Origin of the sequence: Streptomyces sp. BA2, assembly GCF_009769735.1 — a bacterium.
Classification (GTDB): domain Bacteria; phylum Actinomycetota; class Actinomycetes; order Streptomycetales; family Streptomycetaceae; genus Streptomyces.
Genome location: NZ_WSRO01000002.1, coordinates 6,805,937 through 6,829,528, shown reverse-complemented (window position 1 = coordinate 6,829,528; position 23,592 = coordinate 6,805,937). Strand labels below are relative to the sequence as shown.

Below are 23,592 nucleotides of genomic sequence, written 5' to 3'. Positions count from 1 at the left end.
CAGTCACGCCGGAACCCCTGGTCAGCCCGTAGTGACCGGCACCCAGCCGGGCAACTCCTCGGTCCGCTCCAGCCACTCCCCCGAAGGCGCCCCGCCCTCGCCGGAAGCGACCACTCCGCCCACGATGGCGCAGGTCGTGTCCATGTCGCCGCCCACCTGGGCGGTTGACCAGATGGCGCGCTCATAGGCGCCGAGGCCACGGGCGGCCGACCACAGCGCGAACGGCACCGTGTCATGAGCCGTCGTGCGGCGGCCGCAGCCAAGCACCGCGGCGACCGTGGCCGCGTCCCCGTAGTCGAGCATGTCCCGAGCGCGACGGAGCCCCGCCCCCACGGCGCTGCGGGGCACGAGGTCGATGACGCCGTCCAGCAGCGCCTTCGGTGCGGGCGGCCCCGCGGAGTCGGCGGTCAGCGCCGCGGCGGCGGCCACCGCCATGGCTCCCACGACCGCCTCACGGTGCTGGTGCGTGGGGTACGCGGAGATCTCCGCCTGGTGCGTCGCCTGCTCCGGATCGTCCGCGTACCAGGCGCCGAGCGGGGCGATCCGCATGGCAGCTCCGTTGCCCCAGGAGCCCTGCCCCTTGAACAGCGCGGAGGCCAGCTCCCGCCAGTCCCCGCCTTCCCGGACCTGCCTGAGCAGACGGTTCACGGCGGGGCCGTAGCCGCGGTCGAAGTCATGGTGCTCGGCGAAGGAGAGGGCGAGCGCGTCCTGGTCGATCCGGTCGTGCCGAACCAGGACCGCGAGCACGGAGCAGGCCATCTCGGTGTCGTCGGTCCACTGCCAGGGGCCTGGGGGCGCTTCCCGGCGCTTCAGCAGCGGGTAGTTCGCGGGCACGAAGAACTGAGAGCCCAGCGCGTCCCCCACCGCCAGTCCACGCAGGCTGGCCAGAGCGCGGGCCAGGCGCCGGTCGGGAGAGGAGTCAGCGGTCATCGCTCTGCCACTCTATCCGGTGACGCCGCCCTATCCGGTGACGCCGTACGGTTCGGGCTCGCGCCAGCGTTCGAACGGCCGGTCCAGTGTGTACTTGCCGTCTTCGCCGAGCACCAGCGTCCGCATCTCGCCGTTCCCGGGATTCGACAGCGACTCGAACTCCGCCACCGACCAGTGGAACCAGCGCATGCAGAACAGCCGCATGGTCAGGCCGTGGGTGACGAGGAGAACGTTCGGCGGATGGTCCGGAGCCTCGAAGCTGCGGTAGAGGCTCTCCAGGAACGCGCCCACCCTGTCGTACACGTCGGCCCCGGACTCGCCCTGGGCAAAGCGGTAGAAGAAGTGCCCGTACGCGTCGCGGTACGCCTTCTGCAGTCTGACGTCGTCCCTGTCCTGCCAGTTCCCCCAGTCCTGCTCCCGCAGCCGCGGCTCCTCGCGGATCCGCACGAGGTCGGGGTCGAGCCGCATGGCCCGGAAGGTCTCGTGGGTGCGGCGGTAGGGCGAGACGTACACACTCACCCGCTCCAGGCCGACGGCCTCCCGTAGCTGCTCGCCCGTCTCGTCCGCCTGCCGCCACCCCTTCTCGGTGAGCGCCAGCGCGTGGTCGGGTTCGCGTTCGTACACGGTGTCGTCGGCGTTTCCGGCCGACTCGCCGTGCCGGACAAGGAAGATGCGCTGCGGACGTGCCATATGGAAACCCTAGATCGGGCCCTCCCCGGCGGCTCAACCGGTCGGCCGTACGGGCTCCATCCGGCGTATGCGGCCGCGGCCCGCGACGCCGGTCGCGCCCTTACGCGCGGCAGGTCACCGCGCGCGGCGTCACACTGTCCACGACGGCTCGAGTTCCACGATGTCACCGGCCAGCGCCGCGACATCGGCCTCCGTCTGGGCCCGCAGCGAGAGGCGCTCCACCCGTTCCCTGCGGTACTTGCCGTGCTCGGCGGCCGACAGCCACATCGAAAGGACGAGGAACTCGTGCCCGGGCGCCTCGCCGAAGAGCCCGCGCACCATCCCCGGAGAGCCCGCCATCGCCGGGTTCCAGACCTTCTCCTGCATGAGCGCGAAGTGCTCCACCCTCGCCTCATGGACCCGGCAGTGCGCCACCCGCACCACGTCGGCGTCCGTGAAGCGCGGCTCGAAGCCCGTCTTCACGTCGAAACGGTGGTCGAAGAGCTTGATCTGGATGTCCTTGAAGGTGCCTGACTGCGCGGTGGCGAGCCGGTCGTGGGAGCGTGCCATGAAGGAGTCGTAGAAGGCCCGGCTCTCCCAGAAGCCGAAGACGTGCGCCACGCCCGGCCGCTCCCGACTCCACCCCCCGCCCTGTCCCCGGAACCCCGGCTCCCCCAGAAGCCCCGCCCACTTTCGCTGTCCCCGCTCGAACCCCCGTCGGTCCACCACGGTGCAGCGAATCCACTTGACCAGCACCGCGCCATCGTACGGCGCCGAGCGTGGCCCGGGTCACGCTCCGGCGTAGTGCGCCCGGATCAGCTCGGCACGATCATCGGCGCTCAGTTCAATACCGAACTCACGGTCGAGCACATCCCCCAACTCCTCGACGGATACGTCGCGTTCGTCCGATGTGCCGTCCGGTCGCGTCACCGTCAGGTGCTCGCCGACCAAGGTACGGCGCGCCTCCGGAGCGGCCCTCTGGATCACCGGTCGGCGGATGAACGACGACATGGGGTGGGTCGATGTGTAGTGGTTCATGACTACGTAGTCGACGGGAAGGCGTTCTTCCAGCGTGTATTCGTAGAGATCGAACCAGCCGCCCTTGTGCTCGGTCCGCAACACCCGCGCACCGTTTGATTCCTGGACGATCCCGAACCGCCACTCTCCTTGTCGCACGTCCTGCCGTACGTCCCCCTCGTCCCCCTCGTCCCCCAGAGGGATCGGTTCGAGCAGCCCTTCGGCGCCGAGACCCGTGACGGCGAATCCGATCCGGTCCAGCGCGGCGGCGAACAGGAGGTTCTGCTCGTAGCAATAGCCGCCTCTGCGCTGCCGCAGCAGTTTGTCCTGGAGTGCCCCCAGGTCCAGCGGTACGGGCCGGCCGAGCATCATCTCCAGGTTCTCGAAGGGGATCGACGCCACATGGGCCCGGTGGAGCGCACGGAGGGTGTCGAAGTCGGGCTTCGCCTCCCCTTCGTGGCCGACTCTGGCCAAGTAGGCGTCGATGTCCAGTTCTTCCCCGTTCCATGTCATGCGGCCAATGATCCACAGGACTGTGCCGGCACGCGAACAGCCTTTCCGACCGGCGAACTTCAGTGATGTCAGTCATGCGTCGTAGCGTGTCTGTTGGACATGCCTAGAGCACCGGCGTCAGCGGGGACTACGAGGAGGGGGATCTCTGGTGAGCAGTGTCAGCAAGGGAATTGAGAAGGTCGAGGTCGGGCTCAAGTGGGATCCGAGCCCTCTGGGCTCGCCGTCGCACGATCTCGACATCATCGCCGCGACCTACACGGCGGGCGCTCCGTACGACAGCCCCGCATACCTGGTGCATTTCGACAGCCGCGCCCCCGACGGGACGATCACCCTCAACAGGGACAGCAAGACAGGACAGGGCTTCGGTTTCGACGAGGTCATGACCCTGGAGCTCGGCCGGCTCGCGGCCACGTACGCGCGCGTGGTGGTCGGTGTGGCCATACAGCCCCACGAGGGGGAGAAGGTGTTCGGCGACATCCCGAACACCTCGGTACGCATCCGCCATGGATACACGGACCTCGCCCTCAGCGACCTCTCCGGAGTCTCCGGGTCCACGGCGGCCACCATCGCCGAGTTCACCCGGGACGAGTCGGGCGCGTGGTCCTTCCGCGAGATCATCCGCGGGTTCGACGCCGACCCGACGTCCTTCGCCGCGCTGATGGGCGGCGAACTCTGAGAACGCGGTGAGGGGTTGGCGGAGCCTTCCGGCTCCGCCAACCCCTCACCGGGCTAGGTCAGCGATCAGCTGCAACCGCTGGTCGAGCCGCAGCCCTCGCAGATGTAGCAGGAGCCGGCCCGCTGCATCTTCGTCCCGCAGGAGAAGCACAGCGGCGCGTCGGCCTGGATGCCCAGCTGCATCTCGACGAGCTCGGCGCTGGTGTGCGCCTGCTGCGGAGCGGGCTTCTCGGCCTCGGCCTGGGCCTTCGGCGTGGCGACCGCCTTCAGGACCTCGGGCTGCCGCGGAGCTGACTGGGCCAGCCCCTCGACGTCGACGTCCGAGTCGTCCATGGACGGCTCGTACGAACCGGTCTCCAGGTGACGCTGACGCTCCTCGGCCGAGTGGATGCCGAGCGCGGAGCGGGTCTCGAAGGGCAGGAAGTCCAGCGCCAGGCGGCGGAAGATGTAGTCGACGATCGACTGCGCCATCCGCACGTCCGGGTCGTCCGTCATGCCGGCCGGCTCGAAGCGCATGTTCGTGAACTTGGAGACGTACGTCTCCAGCGGAACGCCGTACTGCAGGCCCACGGAGACCGCGATCGAGAAGGCGTCCATCATGCCCGCGAGGGTCGAGCCCTGCTTGGACATCTTCAGGAAGACCTCACCGAGACCGTCGTCCGGGTAGGAGTTGGCGGTCATGTAGCCCTCGGCGCCACCCACGGTGAAGGAGGTGGTGATCCCCGGACGGCCCTTGGGAAGGCGCTTGCGGACGGGGCGGTACTCGACCACCTTCTCGACCGCGGCACGGATCGTGTCCTCGGTCTTCTCGGTGACCTCGGCCTTCTCCTTCTCCTTCTTCTTGGCGGAGAGGGGCTGGCCGACCTTGCAGTTGTCGCGGTAGATGGCGAGCGCCTTGACGCCCATCTTCCAGGCCTCGTAGTAGACCTCTTCGACGTCCTCGACGGTGGCCGTCTCCGGGAGGTTGACCGTCTTGGAGAGCGCTCCGGAGATCCACGGCTGGATGGCCGCCATCATCCGGACGTGGCCCATCGCGGAGATGGAACGCTCGCCCATCGCGCAGTCGAAGACCTCGTAGTGCTCGGTCTTCAGACCGGGGGCGTCGATCACATTGCCGTGGTCGGCGATGTGGGCGACGATCGCCTCGATCTGCTCCTCCTGGTAGCCCAGGCGACGCAGGGCCTGCGGCACGGTGCCGTTGACGATCTGCATCGAGCCGCCGCCGACGAGCTTCTTGAACTTGACCAGGGCGAGGTCGGGCTCAAGGCCCGTGGTGTCGCAGGACATCGCGAGACCGATGGTGCCGGTCGGGGCGATGACGGACGCCTGGGAGTTACGGAAACCGTTCTTCTCGCCGAGGCGGATCACGTCCTGCCAGGCCTCCGTGGCGGCGGCCCAGATCGGCGTGTCCAGGTCGTCCACACGGGGCGCCGTGGCGTTGGCGTCGGCGTGCTGCTTCATGACGCGCTTGTGCGGCGTGGCGTTCTTGGCATAGCCGTCGTAGGGACCGACGACCGCGGCGAGCTCGGCGGAACGCTTGTACGACCTGCCCGTCATCAGGGAGGTGATGGCGCCCGCCAGGGAGCGGCCACCGTCGGAGTCGTACGCGTGACCGGTGGCCATCAGCAGGGCGCCGAGGTTGGCGTAGCCGATGCCCAGCTGGCGGAAGGCGCGGGTGTTCTCGCCGATCTTCTGCGTCGGGAAGTCCGCGAAGCAGATCGAGATGTCCATCGCGGTGATGACCAGCTCGACGACCTTGGAGAAGCGCTCGGCGTCGAAGGACTGGTTGCCCAGGCCGTCGTCCTTGAGGAACTTCATCAGGTTCAGCGAGGCGAGGTTGCAGGACGTGTTGTCCAGGTGCATGTACTCGCTGCACGGGTTCGAGCCGTTGATCCGGCCGGACTCCGGGCAGGTGTGCCAGGCGTTGATGGTGTCGTCGTACTGGATGCCGGGGTCGGCACAGGCCCATGCGGCCTCGGCCATCTTGCGGAAGAGCGACTTGGCGTCGACCTCCTCGATGACGTCGCCCGTCATGCGGGAGGTCAGCCCGAACTTGCCGCCCTCCTCGACCGCCTTCATGAACGTGTCGTTCACGCGGACCGAGTTGTTGGCGTTCTGGTACTGGACGGACGTGATGTCGTCGCCGCCCAGGTCCATGTCGAAGCCCGCGTCACGCAGGGCGCGGATCTTCTCCTCTTCCTTCACCTTGGTCTCGATGAAGCCCTCGATGTCGGGGTGGTCGACATCGAGGATGACCATCTTGGCCGCGCGGCGCGTGGCGCCACCCGACTTGATCGTTCCTGCGGAAGCGTCGGCACCGCGCATGAAGGAGACCGGCCCCGAGGCGTTGCCGCCGGAGGACAGCAGTTCCTTCGAGGAACGGATACGGGAGAGGTTCAGGCCGGCGCCGGAGCCGCCCTTGAAGATCATCCCCTCTTCCTTGTACCAGTCGAGGATCGAGTCCATGGAGTCGTCGACGGCCAGGATGAAGCAGGCGGAGACCTGCTGCGGCTGGGGCGTGCCGACGTTGAACCAGACCGGCGAGTTGAAGCTGAAGATCTGGTGCAGGAGGGCGTACGCCAGCTCGTGCTCGAAGATCTCGGCGTCGGCGGGCGAGGCGAAGTAGCTGTAGTCCTCGCCGGCCTTCCGATAGGTCTTCACGATGCGGTCGATCAGCTGCTTGAGGCCGGTCTCGCGCTGCGGGGTGCCAACGGCCCCGCGGAAGTACTTACTGGTGACGATGTTGACCGCGTTCACCGACCAGAAGTCGGGGAACTCGACGCCACGCTGCTCGAAGTTGACCGAGCCGTCGCGCCAGTTGGTCATGACGACGTCTCGGCGCTCCCAGACCACCTCGTCGTACGGATGCACGCCGGGCGTCGTATGGATGCGCTCGATACGCAGACCCTTGCTGGCCTTGGATCCCTTGGCTCGGGAACCTCGTGCCGGGCCGCTCGTCGTCTCGGTCATGCCGCCTCCCTGTATCAGGCTAAAACGCCCTGAAGTGCCACGATGTTCCCGTGACACGGTGTTGTCTGGTGCCGCGGAAGCCCGCGAAGGCGCCCGCAACAGGTCTGTGTGTGCCGCCGTCGGCCGGTCAGCCGGTCAGTCGGCGGCAGTGGCGGGCACCGGGACTTCGACAGTCCCTCCGGGCCCGCATTTCTTCACGCCGCTCTCGCCGCCGGCGCTCTGCGGCTCGTCGTCGAGCCGCGTTTCCCGCTGGTCCCTCAGCTCCCCGATGGCAGCCTCGAAGTCCTCAAGTGAATCGAACGCCCGATACACGGACGCGAAGCGCAGGTAGGCCACGAGGTCCAGCTCCTGCAGCGGACCGAGTATGGCCAGACCCACGTCGTGCGTGGTCAGTTCGGCACTCCCGGTGGCCCGCACCGCCTCTTCGACCCGCTGGCCGAGCTGGGCGAGGGCGTCCTCGGTCACCGGCCGCCCCTGGCACGCCTTGCGTACGCCGTTGATCACCTTCGTACGACTGAAAGGCTCGGTCACGCCGGATCGCTTGACCACCATCAGCGAACACGTCTCCACGGTCGTGAAACGACGGGAGCAATCGGGACACTGACGGCGCCTGCGGATCGACGTGCCGTCATCGGTGGTGCGACTGTCGACCACGCGACTGTCGGGGTGCCTGCAGAAGGGGCAGTGCATGGAACTCCCAACCCTCCTTCAAGACACGACTCATAGGCCTCAACAGGCCCATGAGGCCCTCGAAGCAGCCCCAAGCATAGGCGATGCCCAAGGCCTGGAAAGACCGGGGACCACAACTTCTGGGCCGTGGTTGCAATCCAACCACTAGATCTGGGGTTTGGCCGTAAATCCGGCCCCATCGCGTGTCGCGTGCCCACGGCTCGCCGGGAAGGGTACGAGCCCGCCTTGCGCGCCGCACGGAGAAGGGGGCGGTGCGGGGTTGACCGGGCTGCGAGTGGCAGTATGGGAGCCCCACTGAGCGGGGTGCGACCCTGGCGGTGAAGCGTACCGTAATGAACCGAAATGCCAGTCGGCTCGAACGTTAGCCATACACCCAGACGCATGATCGCGGCAGGCATTCTGCGATTTTTCACTCGAACGTGTGTTTGGCGCAACCTTTCGAAAGCAACTACCGTTGGCTAACTAGGGAGACAATCTCGAGAGGGGCCGACCGACGTGACCACCACCGCAGACAGCGCCACCATCACTGCCCAGGACCGCCAGAGCCGACTCGAGCCGGTGCATGCCATGAATGACGCCACGGACCCGGAGGGCACCAAGCCCACACGCTCCCTACCAGGACGACCTCCGGGCATCCGCGCCGACAGCTCGGGGCTCACCGACCGGCAGCGCCGCGTCATCGAGGTCATCAGGGACTCGGTGCAGCGGCGGGGGTACCCGCCGTCCATGCGGGAGATCGGGCAGGCGGTAGGCCTCTCCAGCACCTCGTCGGTCGCTCACCAGCTGATGGCCCTGGAGCGGAAGGGCTTCCTGCGCCGCGACCCGCACCGCCCGCGAGCGTACGAGGTGCGTGGCTCGGACCAGCCGAGCAGCCAGCCCACGGACACGGCAGGCAAGCCCGCCGCCTCGTACGTCCCGCTGGTCGGCCGCATCGCGGCCGGTGGCCCGATCCTCGCCGAGGAGTCGGTGGAGGACGTCTTCCCGCTCCCCCGGCAGCTCGTCGGTGACGGTGAGCTGTTCGTCCTCAAGGTCGTCGGTGACTCGATGATCGAGGCCGCCATCTGCGACGGGGACTGGGTGACGGTGCGCCGCCAGCCGGTCGCGGAGAACGGCGACATCGTCGCCGCCATGCTCGACGGCGAAGCGACGGTGAAGCGGTTCAAGCGCGAGGACGGACACGTGTGGTTGCTGCCTCACAACTCCGCGTATCAGCCCATCCCCGGTGACGAGGCCACGATCCTCGGCAAGGTGGTGGCGGTGCTGCGGCGAGTGTGAGCCTCCGCCCCTGACCGGGCCCCGGAACCAACTGCGCCGGTTCCGGGGCCCTGCTGCGTCTGGAGGCGTCCGGGCCCAGAGCACCGGAGCCGGGCCCTCTACTCCACCGCGGCCTCGTCCTCGCCGTCCGTCTGGGGATTGGCCTTCGGATCGGGCTTGGGGTTGGGCTTGGGATCTGCCTTGGCCGCCGCGTCGATCGCGGCCAGGGAGCGGCGCGCCTGATTGCGGTCCGTCGTGTACCAGAAGTCGGGCAGCGAAGCCCGCAGATAGCTGCCGTAGCGCGCCGTCGCGAGCCGGGGGTCCAGGACGGCGACGACTCCACGGTCCGCGGAGGCCCGCACAAGCCGCCCCGCGCCCTGTGCCATCAGGAGTGCCGCGTGCGTCGCGGCGATGGCCATGAAGCCGTTGCCACCGCCTTCGTCCACGGCCTTCTGGCGCGCGCTCATCAGGGGGTCGTCGGGGCGCGGGAAGGGGATCTTGTCCATGACCACCAACTGGCAGCTGGCGCCGGGCACATCGACGCCCTGCCACAAGGAAAGCGTCCCGAACAGGCAGGTCCGCGTGTCCGCCGCGAAGTTCTTGATCAGCTCGCCCAGCGTCTCTTCGCCCTGCAGCAGGATGGGCATGTCGAGGCGGCCGCGGAGCTCCTCGGCGGCGTTCTGAGCGGCGCGCATGGACGAGAACAGGCCGAGCGTACGGCCGCCTGCCGCCTCGATCAGTTCGGCCAGCTCGTCGATCATGTCGCTGCGCGTGCCTTCGCGGCCCGGCCGGGCCAGGTGCTGGGCGACGTACAGGATCCCCTGCTTGCGGTAGTCGAAGGGCGAGCCGACGTCGAGGCCCTTCCAGGCCGGGGCGTCCTCGGACTCGACGCCCTCGGGGGCGAGCCCCAGGGAGGCTCCCACCCCGTTGAAGTCACCGCCGAGCTTGAGCGTTGCGGACGTGAGGACCACGGAGCGGTCGCTGAAGAGCTTCTCGCGGAGCAGGCCCGACACGGACATGGGCGCCACCCGCAACGAGGCCCCGAAGCGGTCGTGCCGTTCGTACCAGACGACGTCCCACTCGGAGCCGTTCGTGATGCGCTCCGCCACGTCGTGGATCGTCTCGACGGAGGCGAGGGCCTGTTTGCGTACGGCGTCCTCGTCCTGGACGGACTTGTCGCGGGTGGAGCCGAGGGCCGAGATGACCGTGCGGGCGGCGTCACGCAGGGCCATCAGCGCATACCCGAGGTCCTCAGGGACCTCCTCCAGGCGGCCGGGGAGCGCCAGCTCCATCACCCGCTCGAAGCCTTCGGACGCCGTCTGGAGCTGGTCTGCCGCCTTTTCGTTGACGAGCTTGGCGGCCCGGCGCACGGCGCGGTTGACCTGGCCAGGGGTGAGCTCGCCGGTGGCGACGCCGGTCACTCGGGAGACCAGCTCATGGGCCTCGTCCACGATCAGCACTTCGTGCTGAGGGAGGACAGGGGCGCCCTCGATGGCGTCGATCGCGAGGAGCGCGTGGTTCGTGACGACGACCTCGGAGAGCTTGGCCCGCTCCCGCGCCGCCTCGGCGAAGCATTCCGCTCCGTACGCACACTTCGACGCGCCCAGGCACTCCCTGGAGGAGACGGACACCTGGGACCAGGCTCGGTCGGAGACCCCGGGGGTGAGGTCGTCCCGGTCGCCGGTCTCGGTCTCGTCCGCCCAGTCGCGCATTCGCAGCAGGTCCTGGCCGAGCTTGCTCGTGGGGGCGGCGGCCTCGAACTGGTCGAAGAGACCCGGGCCCTCCTCCTCTTCCTGCGGCACTCCTTCGTGCAGGCGGTGCAGGCACAGGTAGTTCGAGCGGCCCTTGAGCATGGCGAACTGGGGGCGGCGGCGCAGCAGGGGATGCAGGGCGTCCACGGTCCGCGGCAGATCACGCTCCACGAGCTGACGCTGCAGCGCGAGCGTAGCCGTAGCGACCACCACGCGCTCACCGTGTGCGAGCGCGGGCACCAGATAGCCGAGGGACTTGCCCGTGCCGGTGCCGGCCTGGATCAGCAGATGGGAACCGTCGTCGATCGCCTCGGCGACGGTCTCGGCCATCGTCACCTGGCCAGGGCGCTCTGTGCCGCCGACGGCGGTGACGGCGGCGTGCAGGAGCTCGGGAAGGGAGGGCTTTGTCATAGCGCGACCACCCTACGGGTCTCCACTGACAATCCTTCGATCAAGGCTTCTTCGATCAAGGCTGATGCAGAGGGTTCGGCACGCTCCCGTGCACGGCGGCGTGCGGGCGCTCGGGGCGGTCCCGGTACCCGTCGAGGTGGAGCCGGTTCCGGTTGAGGCACAGCCGCTCGATGCGCGGGGCGAGCAGGTCGAACATCTCGTACCGCTCCTTGAGCTGCGGGGCGCGCGCCTGGTGGCGGAGGATCTCGGCGCGGACGAGGGACCAGAAGGTGCTCTCCGGGACGCCAAGCTGCTCGCGGCAGAGCGGGGCGAGGTAGCGGAAGACACCCACGAAGAGCCCTGAATGGATGAACTGTGTGAGGAAGTCGGGGCGTTCGGTGAGCAGTACGTCGCGGACGTCGTCCGGCATCGACGCGTGCTCGGGAAGGGCCTCGGCGCTGACGTTGATGTCGTCGACGAAGTCCTTCACAGCGAGCCGGACGGGTACGTCCTTGTCGTCGAAGACGACGATGGCGTTCTCCCCGTGAGGGGAGAACACGGTGCCGTACCGGTACAGGAACTGCAGCAGCGGAGGCAGCAGGGCGCCGAAGAGGCGCCGCAGCCAGGCCTCGGGGGCAAGGCCCGAGCGCTCGACCAACTCGGCGACGAAGGCCCTGCCGTCCGGGTCGGTGTGCAACAAGGAGGCGAGTGTGCGGGCGCGCTCATCGGGGGCGAGATACCGGGTGATCGGTTCGCGCCAGATCGCACCGAGCAGTTCTTTGTATTGGTAGGGGACCTCGGGAAGTCCGTCGTACAGCGGGTGCTCGACGGTCACCGACGCGACCTCGCCGAGCAAAATCACCCGGCATTCGTCACGCAGGAAGGGGTCGGCGTCGCGCAGGGCGTGCATCCATGCCGTGACGGCGGGGGCAGCCAGAGTGCGCTCGGTCGGGAGGCCGCGCCACACCAGGGTGTTGAGGACCGACAGCGGCAGCTTGACGGTGTGCCGGTCGGGACGGGACAGATTCAGGAACGTACGAATGGACTGCTGGGGCAGCCGCAGATCGCCGTCGGTGGGGAGGGGCACGATCGCTCCCGCGGCGACAGAGGGGGCGAAGAGGGGCAGGACGATGTCGTCCCACTGCCACGGATGCACCGGCAAGAAGAGATAGGCGTGCGGGTCGAGGCCGCGTGCCCTGAGTATGTCTGCGAAGGATTCCCTTGTGGCGGGAGCGAGTTCACGTGTGTAGAGCTTCTCTGCCGCGTCCAGACCGGCGACGCCTCGGTAGGCGGCGAGGTCGGTGTGGACCGCGATCCAAGGGAGCTCCGCCGTGAGGCGGGCCTCGGGCGCCCAGCGGGCGGCGTCACTGGCGGAGAACCCGATGCGGCCCTTGTTGAGGACGAGCCAGGGATGGCCGGTCTGATGCCCTTCGAGTTCGGCGTAGCCGAGGTCGGCGAGCCGCGCGGCGGGGAGGGCGGTCTGGTCGAGCCGGGCGTCGGCGGAGAGCGTGATGGTCAGCTCGCGGATGAGGTGGCCGAGAGTGGCGCCGTCGATTCCCAGGGTGCGGCGGGCCCGGGTGAGGAAGCGGAGGGGGTCACTGAAAGGAAGCGGTGGCCCCTCGCCCTCGGTCAGGGCGAGGCTGGCAGGGTCGACGTGCCAGCTGCCGTACGAGCCACGGCGGGCGCGGAAGAGGAGGCGGGGCGCTGTTGCTGTCGGTTGCCGGGGCTCGCTGCGCTCGCCGTCGCCGTCGCCGTCGAGGCGGAGGCTGTAACTGTCCGTGTCGCCCGGTCCGGCGGGGACGGGCTCGATGATCTCCTCGTAGGCGAACTCACCGACCATTTTGGCGAGGAGGCGGCGTCCGCCTCTCGCCCACCTGTCCGGGGTCAGCTCGGGCGGGTCGTAGAGAGCGGACGGGCCGTGGAGAGCGGGCAGTTCTCGGGGCGTCGGGGGGAGGGAAGGATTCGGCACGGGGACTCCTCAGGGAGGGAACCGGATCAGGTCGAGCGGTGTACTAAAAGTGAGCGGGTCAGAGCACTGCGCGCAGGGCCCGGTCACGGACCATGAGCGCCGCGCGCTTGTCGGGGAGATCCACCTCGGCGGCGAAGCGGAATCCGGCGCTCAGGAATGCGGAGACGGAGGGGGTGTTGCGCAGGTCGGGTTCCGCGATGACGCGTGCGCATGAGGCACGACGGTCGAGCACGAGGTCGGCGACGGCTCTCAGCAGAGAGGTGCCGAGCCCGCGGCCACGGTCGGCGACACCGCCGATGAGGAGGTGAAGACCGGTGTCGTGTGGGCGGGCCGGATAGTGGCGGGCCAGGGCGTCGAGGTCCGCACGGTAGACCTCCCAGTAGCTCATCGGCGTGCCGTCCAGGACACCGAGGCAAGGGACGCTGCGTCCGTCACCGTCCATCTGGGCACGCAGATGCGCCTCCGTGACGGCATCGGGGCCGGCCAGCTCCCAGAACGCCGCCACGGCGGGGTCGTTCATCCACCGGCTGATGAGGGGGAGGTCGCGTTCGATACGCACGGGGACGAGTTGGAAGACACCGGCCGAGGTGGTCGCGGGGCCCCAGTCGGCGACATTGTCGAGCAGGTCGTCGGCTGACGAGGCGGCCGTCGCCGCCCCACTGGCGCCGAACAGCGCGAAGAGTTCGTCCGGTAGGCGCAGGTCCAGGGTGTCCTGGACGTCTGCCCTGTCGGCGGCGGAGGACTCGGGGGCGGGTTCAGTGGCGGACTCGGTTCCGGCGTCGGTGCTCGCATCGGGGGGAGGCGGAGGCACGGCGTCGCTCCTCTCAGAAAGGGTCGGTCATGTTCCTCAGGAATGAAGGGGGTTGGCGATGGAGACGTAGACGGACTGGGTGTCGACCGGGCCCACGAGCTCGTCGAGCCCGCGGAGACGGGTCAGCAGATTGGCCTTGCACCGCAGCACGGGTGAGTCGAGGAGCAGGGCGGGCAGCGGCGTACGCAGCGAAGCCGGGCCGGAGACGATGTCGCCGAGGAAGTGGCGGAACGCCGCGAGCAACAGCTGTTCGTCGGCCAGGCGTTGGGCGCCCAGGGCTCCGATGAGGCCGAGGACGTTGTTGATGCCGAGGTAGTAGGCGAAGCGCTCGTCCGCCACCTCGTCGGACACGAAGGTGTCGCTGTGCTCTCCGATGCCGGGAAGCCTTCGGTCGAGTTCGGCGCGTCGGGACTCGCGGAAGTAGTAACCCTGGTTGTCGCGGTAGCGGCCGCCCACAGGCCAGCCGTCGGAGTCGAGCAGCAGGAGCGTGTTCTGCTGGTGGGCTTCCAGGGCGACACCTGCCTCGCTGTCCAGCCAGAGCACGGGGCGTACGACGTTCTCCAGGTAGCGCAGGAACCACTCCGTGGCGACGGCTCCCCGGGGGCGGCCCGTCCGTCCGGCGAGGCGGGTGACGATCTCGCCGAGCCGGGAGCGCATGAGGGGACGGCCGTGTCCGGTGGCGTGCGGTGACGGCCTGGGCGAGACGAGTCCGGCGATGCAGGTGGCGTCGTCACCGGGGCCGAAGGGGTTGTGCCGGATCATGACGTCGAGCCCGGGGACGGGCGCGCCGTCGGGGCCGGTCACGGCGAGCCAGGCCGGGTCGCGGATCACGTCGAAGCGCGGGTGAACGGCCTGCCACTGCTCGGCGAGGCCGCTGCGCAGCAGGCGGTGCACCTCGACGCCGCGGTGGAGTTCCTTGCGGAGATTCTCACGACGGGAGTTGGTGATGCGCAGGCCGAGCGAGAGTTTCAGCATGGCCGGGGCGCCCGAGCGGTAGAGGGTGCGCACGGATGAGGTCGGGTACCACGGTGCGCCGTGGGGGCCGAGGTCCTGGAGGAGGCCGGCTTCCAGGAGAGCGGCGGTCGCGGGACGGTGCCTGAGCTCACGCATCTGCCACGGGTGCAGGGGCAGGGCGGCGTGGCCTTGTGGCAGCGGAAGGTCCGGACCGGCGAGGCGTGCGGTGAGCTGCTCGGCCGGGAGCGTGCGGCCACGCTCGGTCCAGGCCGAGTCCGCGGCGAGTACGGACCGGTCGACGGCGATCCAGTGCAGGGCGAAGGCGCCACGCAACTCCGGTGAGTAGAGCCGGGATTCGGTGTCGGAGAGTCCCTCGCGGCTCTTCGGTGTGGGGTGCAGGGGGTGGCCGAGGAGCAGGGATTGTTCGGCGGCGAGGAAGAGGTCGGGCTCGTCTCCCGGGTTGTTCCGGCGATCGGCGATGAAGGTGGCGGTGCGCCGCACCGAATCGGCGACGCGGCCGACGAGGTCCCCTCCCTCGACCCGCTCGCCCTCGCTGCCGGGGCCGGATTCGGAGCCGGTGCCGAGACCGGGTTCGGAGTCGGTACCGGAGTCGGAGTCGGTACCAGTGCCAGTGCCGGTACCAGTGCCGGTGCCGGGGTTGGTGCGGTCGGGCTCGTCGTCCGCGCCGGGTCCTCCCTGCCCGTCAGCCCACTCCTCTGGCTGCTCGTCCGGAGCGGCGGCTCCGCTGCGTTGGCCGGTCTCGCGGCCCAACAGGGCGGCGACGGTGACGGCGTCGGCCGGGGGCGCGCTCTGCGGGCCGTCTTCCAGGTACGGGAGACCGAAGCGGTGCCATCCGGTGGCCGACCAGTAGTACACGGGGACGAGGAGGGCCGTGCCGCTGGCCTCCAGCGGGATCCGCAGGGCGCCCTGCTCGGGGGCGGGGAAGTCGTTCTCGCGTACCCAGCAGCGCAGGAGGTTCTCGATGGCGGCCACCTGCGCGGCGGTGTGCGGATCCGGGTGTTCCAGGAGGTCGGCGGTCGCGCCTCGCAGCTGTTCGGTCTGCCGGCCTCCCTTCTGCCGGGGGACCGTGCCGGGCTCCGCCACCAGCGAGGATTGTGTGCCGCACACGCCTGGGACGTGGGGGTGGGGTGGGTCGTCGGATGGGGGGGTGGCGTTCAAGAGGGCTTCCTTGTGAAGTCGTTCGGGCTCCGGGGCGACGGGCTGGAGCTGTGCTGATGTCTCTTGGCCGTCCGGCAGGACAGCCCGGGTCCGGCGTGGCTATCCGTGGTGCGGACGCGCCGCCGCGGAGATCGCGTCGGAGAGGCGGTCGAGGATCGCGGCCGCCTGCTCGTCCGTGATGGTGAGAGGAGGAAGGAGGCGTACGACGCTGGAGTGCCGTCCGCCAAGTTCGACGATGAGGCCGCGGCGCAGGCATTCACGTTGCACCGCTGCGGCGAGTTCGGGTGCCGGGGGAAGCGGGCGCGGGGAGCGGGCCAGGGGTCCGGCAGGCACGGAGTGGACAGCCGCCGGGTCCGCGGCGGCCGGGTCCACGAGTTCGACGCCGATCATCAGGCCTCTGCCGCGTACGTCGCCGATACAGGGGTGTTCGGCGGCAAGGGACCGCAGCTGGGTGAGCATGCGGGCGCCCAGGACTCCCGCGCGTTCCGCGAGGCCGTTCTCTCGGACGTACGCGAGGGTGGCCGCGCCGGCCGCCATGGCGAGCTGGTTGCCGCGGAAGGTGCCCGCGTGGGCGCCGGGCTGCCAGACGTCGAGATCGTCGCGGTAGATCACGACGGCCAGGGGCAGGCTGCCGCCGATGGCCTTGGACAGCACCATCACGTCCGGGACCACGCCGCTGTGCTCGACGGCCCAGAAGGTGCCGGTGCGCCCGACGCCGGTCTGGACCTCGTCCGCGATGAGCGGGATCGAGCGTGCGACGGTGATCTCGCGCATCCGGCGCAGCCAGTCGTCGGGGGCGGGGATCACGCCGCCCTCGCCCTGCACCGGTTCGAGGATCATCCCGGCCGGTCGGGACACACCCGACTTGGTGTCGTCGAGGAGGCTCTCGGTCCAGCGGGCCGCGAGTTCGGCCCCGTCCGCACCGCCGATGCCGAACGGGCAGCGGTAGTCCTGCGGGTAGGGCAGGCGCGCGACGCGTACGTCCGGTGCGCCGCCGGATGCTTCGAGCGCCCCTGCCGTCATCCCGTGGTAGGCGCCGGTGAAGGCGAGCATGCCGTCACGTCCGGTCGCCGTCCGCACGAGTTTGAGCGCGGCCTCCACCGCGTCCGTGCCGGCGGGGCCGCAGAACTGGATCCGCGCGCGGTCGGCGAGTTCACGGGGCAGCGTGTGGAACAGCTCGGTGGTGAAGGCGTCCTTGACCGGCGTCGCCAGGTCGAGGACGTGCAGCGGAGCCCCCGAGTCGAGGACCTTTCTGATCGCCTCGAGCACGACCGGATGGTTGTGCCCGAGGGCCAGGGTCCCCGCACCCGAGAGGCAGTCGAGGTAGCGCCGCCCGTCGGCGCCCTCGATCGTCAGGCCGCGCGCCCGTACCGGCACGATCGGCAGGGCGCGCGCATAGGTGCGCGCCGCCGACTCGCGCGCCGACTGGCGTCGCAGGATCCCCTCGTGTGCTGCGGAGTGCCCCGCGGAAACCGCCGCGGGCGCCGGCTCGGTCACGGCCACGACTGTTGGTCCTCCCGCTGGGAATGGGCGCTTCCCACTCGATCTGGGCTAGCGCGCCGACGAGTTGGCAGGGGAGATGAACGCAGGCAGCCAGTCCCCCGTACGTACCAACGACGAGGGCCGCGGGGGAACACGGGTAATCGGAAGATCCTTGCCGTGACGGAACCGTTGCCGTTCCGTCGGCAGTCCCCTACGGCACCGGCATAGTGTGAGGTGCCGTTCATCCGCAGCAGGGTGTGCAGCGCCACGGAAGTACGGTGCTCAACGCACCGTGCGGCACTCGGTGTCCGGCATGTGAACGATCTCGAAGCCCAGGGGGAATCTCTCTATGCGACCCATACGCCCGCTCAATACCGCTCGTCGTGGGAGGAGCGCGCGCGGCAGAACCTCCCCTGTGGCGGCCGCTGTCGCCATCGGCGCGGCGCTCGTTCTGACCGCGACGGCCTGTGGCCCGAGCGAGGACAACGCGGGCGACGATCCGTCCGCCTCCCAGCCCGCGGACGACGGCAACGGCAACGGCAACGGCGGCAACGACGACGGCAAGGTCGAGATTCCGCAGGACATCCAGGACCGGCTCAAGGAGCACGGCATCGACCTGGACAAGTGGAAGGGCGGGGCCTGGAAGAAGTTCGACAAGGACGACTGGCTCCGCGAGGCCGGCGACTACGTCAACCCGATCATCGAGGGCCTGTGGGACTCGGACCGCATGCGCGACGCCGACAAGAACCCCGACCGCGGTGTCGACGACAACGACATCTCCGGTGACCAGGGCGTGACCGACCCGACGCCCGAGCCGGTGGAAGCGGCAGCCCTGAAGGCGCCGTACGACGCCAGCGTTCCCGAGTCGGGCAAGCTGTTCTTCGACGGCCCCGATGGCTCGATGGTCTGCTCCGCCACCGTCGTGAAGGACCCGGCGCACCCGGGCAAGTCCAACATGGTGTGGACCGCGGGTCACTGTGTGCACGCCGGAGCGGATGGCGGCTGGTACCGCAACATCGCCTTCGTGCCCTCGTACAACAACAGTGGCAAGTCGGCAGCCGAGCTGCAGAACGCCCCCAAGGAAGAAGTCGCTCCGCACGGCGTCTGGTGGGGCGACTGGGCGCAGACCTCCGACCAGTGGATCGAGCAGGGTGGCCCGACGGGCGGCAAGGGCGCGCCGTACGACTTCGCGGTCATCCACGTGACGCCCGAGAAGGGCAGCGAGGGCAAGTCCCTTGAGGAGCAGGTCGGTTCCGCGCTCCCGGTGGACTTCAACGCCCCGGCCGTGCCGCAGATCGCCGACATGACGGCGACCGGCTACCCGGCGGCTCCGCCGTTCGACGGCCAGAAGGCCTTCCAGTGCGCCGACAAGCCGGGCCGGCTCTCGATCAGCAAGCCCGACCCGACGATGTACCGCATCGGCTGCACGATGACCGGCGGTTCGTCCGGCGGCGGCTGGGTCGCCGAGGGCTCGGACGGCGAGCCCGCCCTGGTCTCCAACACCTCCATCGGCCCGGTGACGGCCGGCTGGCTGGCCGGACCCCGGCTCGGCAAGGAAGCCAAGGGCATCTACGGCGCGGTGAGCAAGAAGTTCGCCGACCAGTAGAAGTCACTTGATGCACGACCAGTAGAAGTCGCCTGATGTACGACGGCGGGGTCGCCGGAAATCTTCACGACCCCGCCGTCATTCGTCCCCAAACACACAGGCATAGTGAGGTGTTGCGTCGGCGGGGCGCTCCCGGAGCCTCCACGCCGACACATGACAAGTACATGGCAATTGCAGCAATCAAGTGCAGCAATCACACGTTCAATTCGGGGGTTACAGCACCATGCGTTCCACTCGTGCGCCCTTCGCGCGCAGTCGCGGGCGGCGTCTCGCACTCGCCGCCACCGGGCTCGCCGCGACTCTGGCACTCACCGCCACGGCCTGCGGTCCCAGCGACGACAAGGCCAGCGACAAGGCTGGTTCCGGCACCTCTCAGGGCGCCGACAAGGGTTCCGACACCGGCTCCGATGCCAAGCTGCCCGGCGACCTCGCCGACAAGCTGAAGGACCACGGCATCGACCCGGACAAGTGGAAGGACGGTGGCTGGAAGAACTTCGAAAAGGGTGAATGGCTCCGCGAGGCCAAGGACTTCGTCAACCCGGTCATCGAAGGGCTCTGGAAGCCCGAGCGGATGAAGGACGCCAAGGACCCGAAGAAGACCATCGCCGCGAAGGACGCCCCCTCGGACCAGGGCGCGACGGACCCCGAGCCGTCGCCGGTCCAGGCGAAGCGCGAGAAGACGCCGTACCACGAGAACGCCGCCCCGGTCGGCAAGATCTTCTTCGACGCCCCCGAGGGCTCGATGGTCTGCTCCGGCACGGTCGTGAAAGACCCGCGCAACCCGGGCAAGTCCAACCTCGTGTGGACCGCGGGCCACTGCGTGCACGCCGGTTCCGCCGGTGGCTGGTACCGCAACATCACCTTCGTGCCTGCCTACAACGACCTCGGCAAGTCCGAGGCCGAGCTGAGCAACGCCGCCCCGCAGGAAGTCGCCCCCTACGGCCAGTACTGGGCCGACTGGGTCTCGACCTCCGCCGAGTGGATCGACCAGGGCGCGGCTTCGGGCGGCGCCGGTGCGCCGTACGACTACGCCGTGATGCACGTGAAGCCGGAGCAGGGCTCCAAGTCCCTCGAGGAGACGGTCGGCAACGCGCTCGAGGTCGACTTCTCGACTCCGGCGGCGCAGAGCGTGAGCTCGATGGGCGCCTGGGGCTACCCCGCCGCTCCCCCGTACAACGGCCAGATCATGCACAAGTGCATCGACAAGCCGGGCCGCCTCTCGCTGACCTCCACCCAGCCGACGATGTACCGCATCGGCTGCACCATGACCGGCGGTTCGTCCGGTGGCGGGTGGTTCCGGATGGTGGGCGACAAGACCCAGCTGGTCTCGAACACCTCGATCGGCCCGGCCGAGAACACCTGGCTGGCCGGACCGCAGCTGGGCAAGGGCGCCGAGCAGGTCTACGACATGATGAGCAAGAAGTACGGCTCCAAGTAGCCGCACGGCGGGCGACCCCCGCACCTCGCACCTGACGCGGCGAAGGCCCGCCCCCTACGAGAGGGGGCGGGCCTTCGTCATGTGGACCGCGTGAACCACTGAACCGCGTGAACCACGCCTGTCCGGTGCTGCGTTCAGCCGGCGACGGGGACGTACGGCGTGAGGTCCGCCGCCAGTTCCTCGTGCACTCGCGCCTTGAGCAGCGTGCCCTCGGCGGTGTGCTCCTCGGAGAGCACCTCGCCCTCGGCGTGCGCCCGCGAGATGAGCTGGCCCTGCGTGTACGGCACGAGGGCCTCGATCTCGACCTTGGGCCGCGGCAGTTCGGCGTCGATCAGCGCGAGCAGCTCTTCGATGCCCGCGCCCGTGCGCGCGGAGACCGCGATCGCGTGCTTCTCGTTGCGCAGCAGCCGCTGGAGGACCAGCGGATCGGCCGCGTCCGCCTTGTTGACGATCACGATCTCGGGCACGTCGGTCGCGCCCACATCGCGGATCACCTCGCGCACGGCGGCCAGCTGCTCCTCCGGCACCGGGTGCGAACCGTCCACCACGTGCAGGATCAGGTCGGACTCGCCGACCTCCTCCATCGTGGAGCGGAACGCCTCGACGAGGTGGTGCGGCAGATGCCGTACGAACCCGACGGTGTCGGCCAGGGTGTAGATCCGGCCGCTCGGCGTCTCGGCCCGGCGCACGGTCGGGTCGAGGGTGGCGAACAGGGCGTTCTCCACCAGGACGCCCGCGCCCGTGAGGCGGTTGAGCAGGGAGGACTTGCCCGCGTTCGTGTAACCGGCGATCGCGACCGAAGGCACCTTGTTGCGCTTGCGCTCCTGGCGCTTGATCTCGCGGCCCGTCTTCATCTCCGCGATCTCCCGGCGCATCTTCGCCATCTTCTCGCGGATCCGACGGCGGTCCGTCTCGATCTTGGTCTCACCGGGACCACGTGTCGCCATGCCGCCGCCACCGCTGGATCCGCCGCCGCCCATCTGGCGGGAGAGCGACTGACCCCAGCCTCGGAGGCGCGGGAGCATGTACTGCATCTGGGCAAGGGCGACCTGCGCCTTGCCCTCTCGGGACTTGGCGTGCTGGGCGAAGATGTCGAGGATCAGGGCGGTCCTGTCGACCACCTTGACCTTGACGACGTCTTCGAGGTGAATCAGCTGGCCAGGGCTCAGCTCACCGTCACAGACGACGGTGTCGGCCCCGGTCTCGAGGACGATGTCACGCAGCTCCTGGGCCTTGCCGGATCCGATGTACGTCGCCGGGTCGGGCTTGTCGCGGCGCTGAATGACGCCGTCCAGCACGAGCGCGCCCGCCGTCTCGGCGAGGGCGGCCAGCTCGGCGACGGAGTTCTCCGCGTCCTGCACTGTGCCCGAGGTCCACACGCCGACCAGCACCACTCGCTCCAGACGGAGCTGTCGGTACTCGACTTCGGTGACGTCCTCGAGCTCGGTGGAGAGGCCGGCGACGCGGCGCAGGGCCGCGCGCTCGGAGCGGTCGAACTGTTCGCCGTCCCGCTCTCCGTCGTGTCCGTGGCTCCAGGCGACGTCCTCTTCCATCAGGGCATCGGCCCGAAGACCTTCGGGGTAGTTCTGCGCGAGGCTCTGCGCGTCCTGGGAAGGGGAAGAAGAGGAGGTCATTGGATCCTTACGTCGATGGGATTCGTCATAGGGTTGAACGCTCGGGGCCGCCCCGAGATTCCCCGGGCCGGCCGGCGGGAGCCCTGAGATCACCCCGAAGGGTTTTCCCGGACCCGCAGCGGCGCCGACCTGAAGATGGTTGCACGGAACGGCCCGTCTCGTCACGTGGGTTATTTCCGGGCGGGAGCCGCCTTACGCCAGTCCGGATGGCCCGGCATCGGCGGCGTCTTCGCGCCGTACAGCCAGGCGTCGAAGAAACCGCTCAGATCACGGCCCGCGGTCGACGAGGCGAGCCGCACGAAGTCCGCGGTCGTCGCGTTCCCGTCCCGGTAGGTGCGCACGAAGTCACGCTCGAGGCGGTCGAAGTTGTCGTGCCCGATCTCCTGCCGCAGTGCGTAGAGCACCAGCGCGCTGCCGTCGTACACCACCGGGCGGAAGATGCTGATCTTCTGGCCCGGTGCGGGGCCCTTCGGCGCGGCCGGCGGTCCGCCCGCGGCGCGCCAGCCGTCCGACTGCCGGTAGGCCTCACGCATCCGCTTCTGGAGGGGCTTCTTCGACTTCTCCTCGGCGAAGAGGGCCTCGTACCAGGTGGCGTGCCCTTCGTTGAGCCAGAGATCGGACCAGGAGCTCGGGCTCACGCTGTCGCCGAACCACTGGTGCGCAAGCTCATGCACCATGATCGAGTCCACGTACCACTCGGGGAACTCGGGCCGCTTGAACAGATCGCTCTCGAAGAGGGAGAGGGTCTGCGTCTCGAGTTCGAAGCCGGTCTGTGCCTGCGCCATCAGCACGCCGTACGTCTCGAAGGGGTAGCGGCCGACCTTCTCCTCCATCCAGCCGATCTGGTCCGGCGTCTTCTTCAGCCAGCGCTCCATAGCCTTGCGGTCCTTGGTGGGCACCACATCGCGTACGGGGAGGCCGTGCGGCCCGGAGCGGTGCACCACGGTGGAGCGGCCGATGGACACCTGCGCCAGTTCCGTCGCCATGGGGTGGCGGGTGCGGAAGGCCCGCGTCGTGGTGGCCCCGGTGTGCGCCGTCGCGACGGGCAGACCGTTGGCGACGGCGGTGAGCCCCTTCGGGGTGGTGACGCGGAAGGTGAACCGCGCCTTGTCGGAGGGGTGGTCGTTCGACGGGAACACGCGGTGCCCGGCGTCGGCCTGGTTGGCCATGGCGAGCCCGTCGGCGGTGGGCACCCAGCCGCCGTCCTTGTTCTTCGTGGGCCGGGGATCACTGGTGTGCCGGACGGTGATCCGCATCTGCTCGTCCCGGCTCAGCGGCCGTGACGGCGTGACGACCAGGTCCTCACCGGTGGTCTCGAAGCGGGCTGGAGCGCCGTTGACGGCGACTGAGCGGACCTTACCGTGGGCGAAGTCGAGGTTGACGCGCCTCAGCGGGGCGCTCGTACGGGCGTCGATCACCGTCACGGCATCGAGCGGCTTCTTGTTGTCGCCGTGGTACGTGAAGGCGATGTCGTACGCCATGACGTCGTACCCGGGGTTGCCCAGGTGCGGGAAGAGCCGGTCGCCGATGCCGAGCGGTCTGGCCGGTGACGGCGCACTCGCGGCGAGAAGGGTGGCGGAGGTGGCCGCGGCCAGGAGCGTGGTCGCGATGCGGAGAGTCCTCGGCCGCGAGGCCTTGACCCGGGGGGTGAGCAGCATGA

Annotated in this window: 17 protein-coding genes; 4 read left to right on the top strand and 13 right to left on the bottom strand. The window is 69.3% G+C overall.

Going from position 1 to position 23,592, the window contains the following annotated elements:
* Window positions 1-21: 21 nt before the first annotated feature.
* The 4 genes from E5671_RS33595 to E5671_RS33580 form a co-directional block, all read right to left on the bottom strand.
* The gene (locus E5671_RS33595; RefSeq protein WP_160507615.1) at window positions 22-930 is read right to left on the bottom strand and encodes an ADP-ribosylglycohydrolase family protein; all 909 of its coding nucleotides are present in this window, start codon (window positions 928-930) and stop codon (window positions 22-24) included.
* Between the two features lie 30 nt (window positions 931-960).
* On the bottom strand, window positions 961-1,620 hold the full coding sequence (locus E5671_RS33590; protein WP_160507614.1) for a histidine phosphatase family protein: 660 nt from the start codon (window positions 1,618-1,620) through the stop codon (window positions 961-963).
* Between the two features lie 129 nt (window positions 1,621-1,749).
* A complete protein-coding gene (locus E5671_RS33585; RefSeq protein WP_160507613.1) occupies window positions 1,750-2,355 on the bottom strand; it encodes a DUF4937 domain-containing protein in 606 nt (201 codons plus the stop codon).
* 33 nt (window positions 2,356-2,388) lie between these two features.
* Complete coding sequence (locus E5671_RS33580) at window positions 2,389-3,129, bottom strand: arylamine N-acetyltransferase family protein (protein ID WP_160507612.1); 741 nt, start codon at window positions 3,127-3,129, stop codon at window positions 2,389-2,391.
* Window positions 3,130-3,277: 148 nt separating this feature from the next.
* On the opposite strand from E5671_RS33580, the gene E5671_RS33575 reads away from it, so the two are divergent.
* Entirely contained in the window at window positions 3,278-3,805 is a 528-nt protein-coding gene (locus E5671_RS33575) for a TerD family protein (protein WP_160507611.1), read from the top strand.
* A 65-nt stretch (window positions 3,806-3,870) separates the two neighbouring features.
* Here E5671_RS33575 and E5671_RS33570 read toward each other — a convergent pair whose 3' ends face one another.
* Both E5671_RS33570 and nrdR read right to left on the bottom strand, forming a co-directional pair.
* Complete coding sequence (locus E5671_RS33570; RefSeq protein ID WP_160507610.1) at window positions 3,871-6,774, bottom strand: vitamin B12-dependent ribonucleotide reductase; 2,904 nt, start codon at window positions 6,772-6,774, stop codon at window positions 3,871-3,873.
* Between the two features lie 135 nt (window positions 6,775-6,909).
* Window positions 6,910-7,464 carry a transcriptional regulator NrdR gene (gene nrdR / locus E5671_RS33565; protein WP_160507609.1) on the bottom strand — a complete coding sequence of 185 codons (555 nt, stop codon included), beginning with the start codon at window positions 7,462-7,464 and terminating at the stop codon, window positions 6,910-6,912.
* Between the two features lie 495 nt (window positions 7,465-7,959).
* Between nrdR and lexA the strand changes: the two genes are divergently transcribed.
* Window positions 7,960-8,739 carry a transcriptional repressor LexA gene (gene lexA / locus E5671_RS33560; protein ID WP_160507608.1) on the top strand — a complete coding sequence of 260 codons (780 nt, stop codon included), beginning with the start codon at window positions 7,960-7,962 and terminating at the stop codon, window positions 8,737-8,739.
* 98 nt (window positions 8,740-8,837) lie between these two features.
* Here lexA and E5671_RS33555 read toward each other — a convergent pair whose 3' ends face one another.
* The 5 genes from E5671_RS33555 to E5671_RS33535 form a co-directional block, all read right to left on the bottom strand.
* Complete coding sequence (locus tag E5671_RS33555; RefSeq protein ID WP_237330282.1) at window positions 8,838-10,880, bottom strand: ATP-dependent DNA helicase; 2,043 nt, start codon at window positions 10,878-10,880, stop codon at window positions 8,838-8,840.
* A 55-nt stretch (window positions 10,881-10,935) separates the two neighbouring features.
* Window positions 10,936-12,828, bottom strand: coding sequence for an IucA/IucC family protein (locus E5671_RS33550; RefSeq protein WP_443032731.1), 1,893 nt, complete (start codon window positions 12,826-12,828; stop codon window positions 10,936-10,938).
* A 58-nt stretch (window positions 12,829-12,886) separates the two neighbouring features.
* The gene (locus E5671_RS33545) at window positions 12,887-13,639 is read right to left on the bottom strand and encodes a GNAT family N-acetyltransferase (protein WP_160507607.1); all 753 of its coding nucleotides are present in this window, start codon (window positions 13,637-13,639) and stop codon (window positions 12,887-12,889) included.
* Between the two features lie 36 nt (window positions 13,640-13,675).
* Window positions 13,676-15,772, bottom strand: coding sequence for an IucA/IucC family protein (locus E5671_RS33540; RefSeq protein ID WP_202121364.1), 2,097 nt, complete (start codon window positions 15,770-15,772; stop codon window positions 13,676-13,678).
* A gap of 99 nt (window positions 15,773-15,871) precedes the next feature.
* A complete protein-coding gene (locus E5671_RS33535; protein WP_160507606.1) occupies window positions 15,872-17,275 on the bottom strand; it encodes a diaminobutyrate--2-oxoglutarate transaminase family protein in 1,404 nt (467 codons plus the stop codon).
* Window positions 17,276-17,603: 328 nt separating this feature from the next.
* Between E5671_RS33535 and E5671_RS33530 the strand changes: the two genes are divergently transcribed.
* Window positions 17,604-18,860: a trypsin-like serine peptidase gene (locus tag E5671_RS33530; RefSeq protein WP_160507605.1), complete on the top strand. Its 1,257-nt coding sequence runs from the start codon at window positions 17,604-17,606 to the stop codon at window positions 18,858-18,860.
* Window positions 18,861-19,083: 223 nt separating this feature from the next.
* Window positions 19,084-20,298, top strand: coding sequence for a trypsin-like serine peptidase (locus tag E5671_RS33525; protein ID WP_160507604.1), 1,215 nt, complete (start codon window positions 19,084-19,086; stop codon window positions 20,296-20,298).
* A 134-nt stretch (window positions 20,299-20,432) separates the two neighbouring features.
* On the opposite strand, the gene hflX is transcribed toward E5671_RS33525, so the two are convergent.
* Both hflX and E5671_RS33515 read right to left on the bottom strand, forming a co-directional pair.
* Window positions 20,433-21,932, bottom strand: a complete 1,500-nt coding sequence (hflX, locus tag E5671_RS33520; protein WP_160507603.1) for a GTPase HflX — start codon at window positions 21,930-21,932, stop codon at window positions 20,433-20,435.
* Window positions 21,933-22,102: 170 nt separating this feature from the next.
* On the bottom strand, window positions 22,103-23,590 hold the full coding sequence (locus tag E5671_RS33515) for a M1 family metallopeptidase (RefSeq protein WP_160507602.1): 1,488 nt from the start codon (window positions 23,588-23,590) through the stop codon (window positions 22,103-22,105).
* Window positions 23,591-23,592 lie beyond the last annotated feature (2 nt).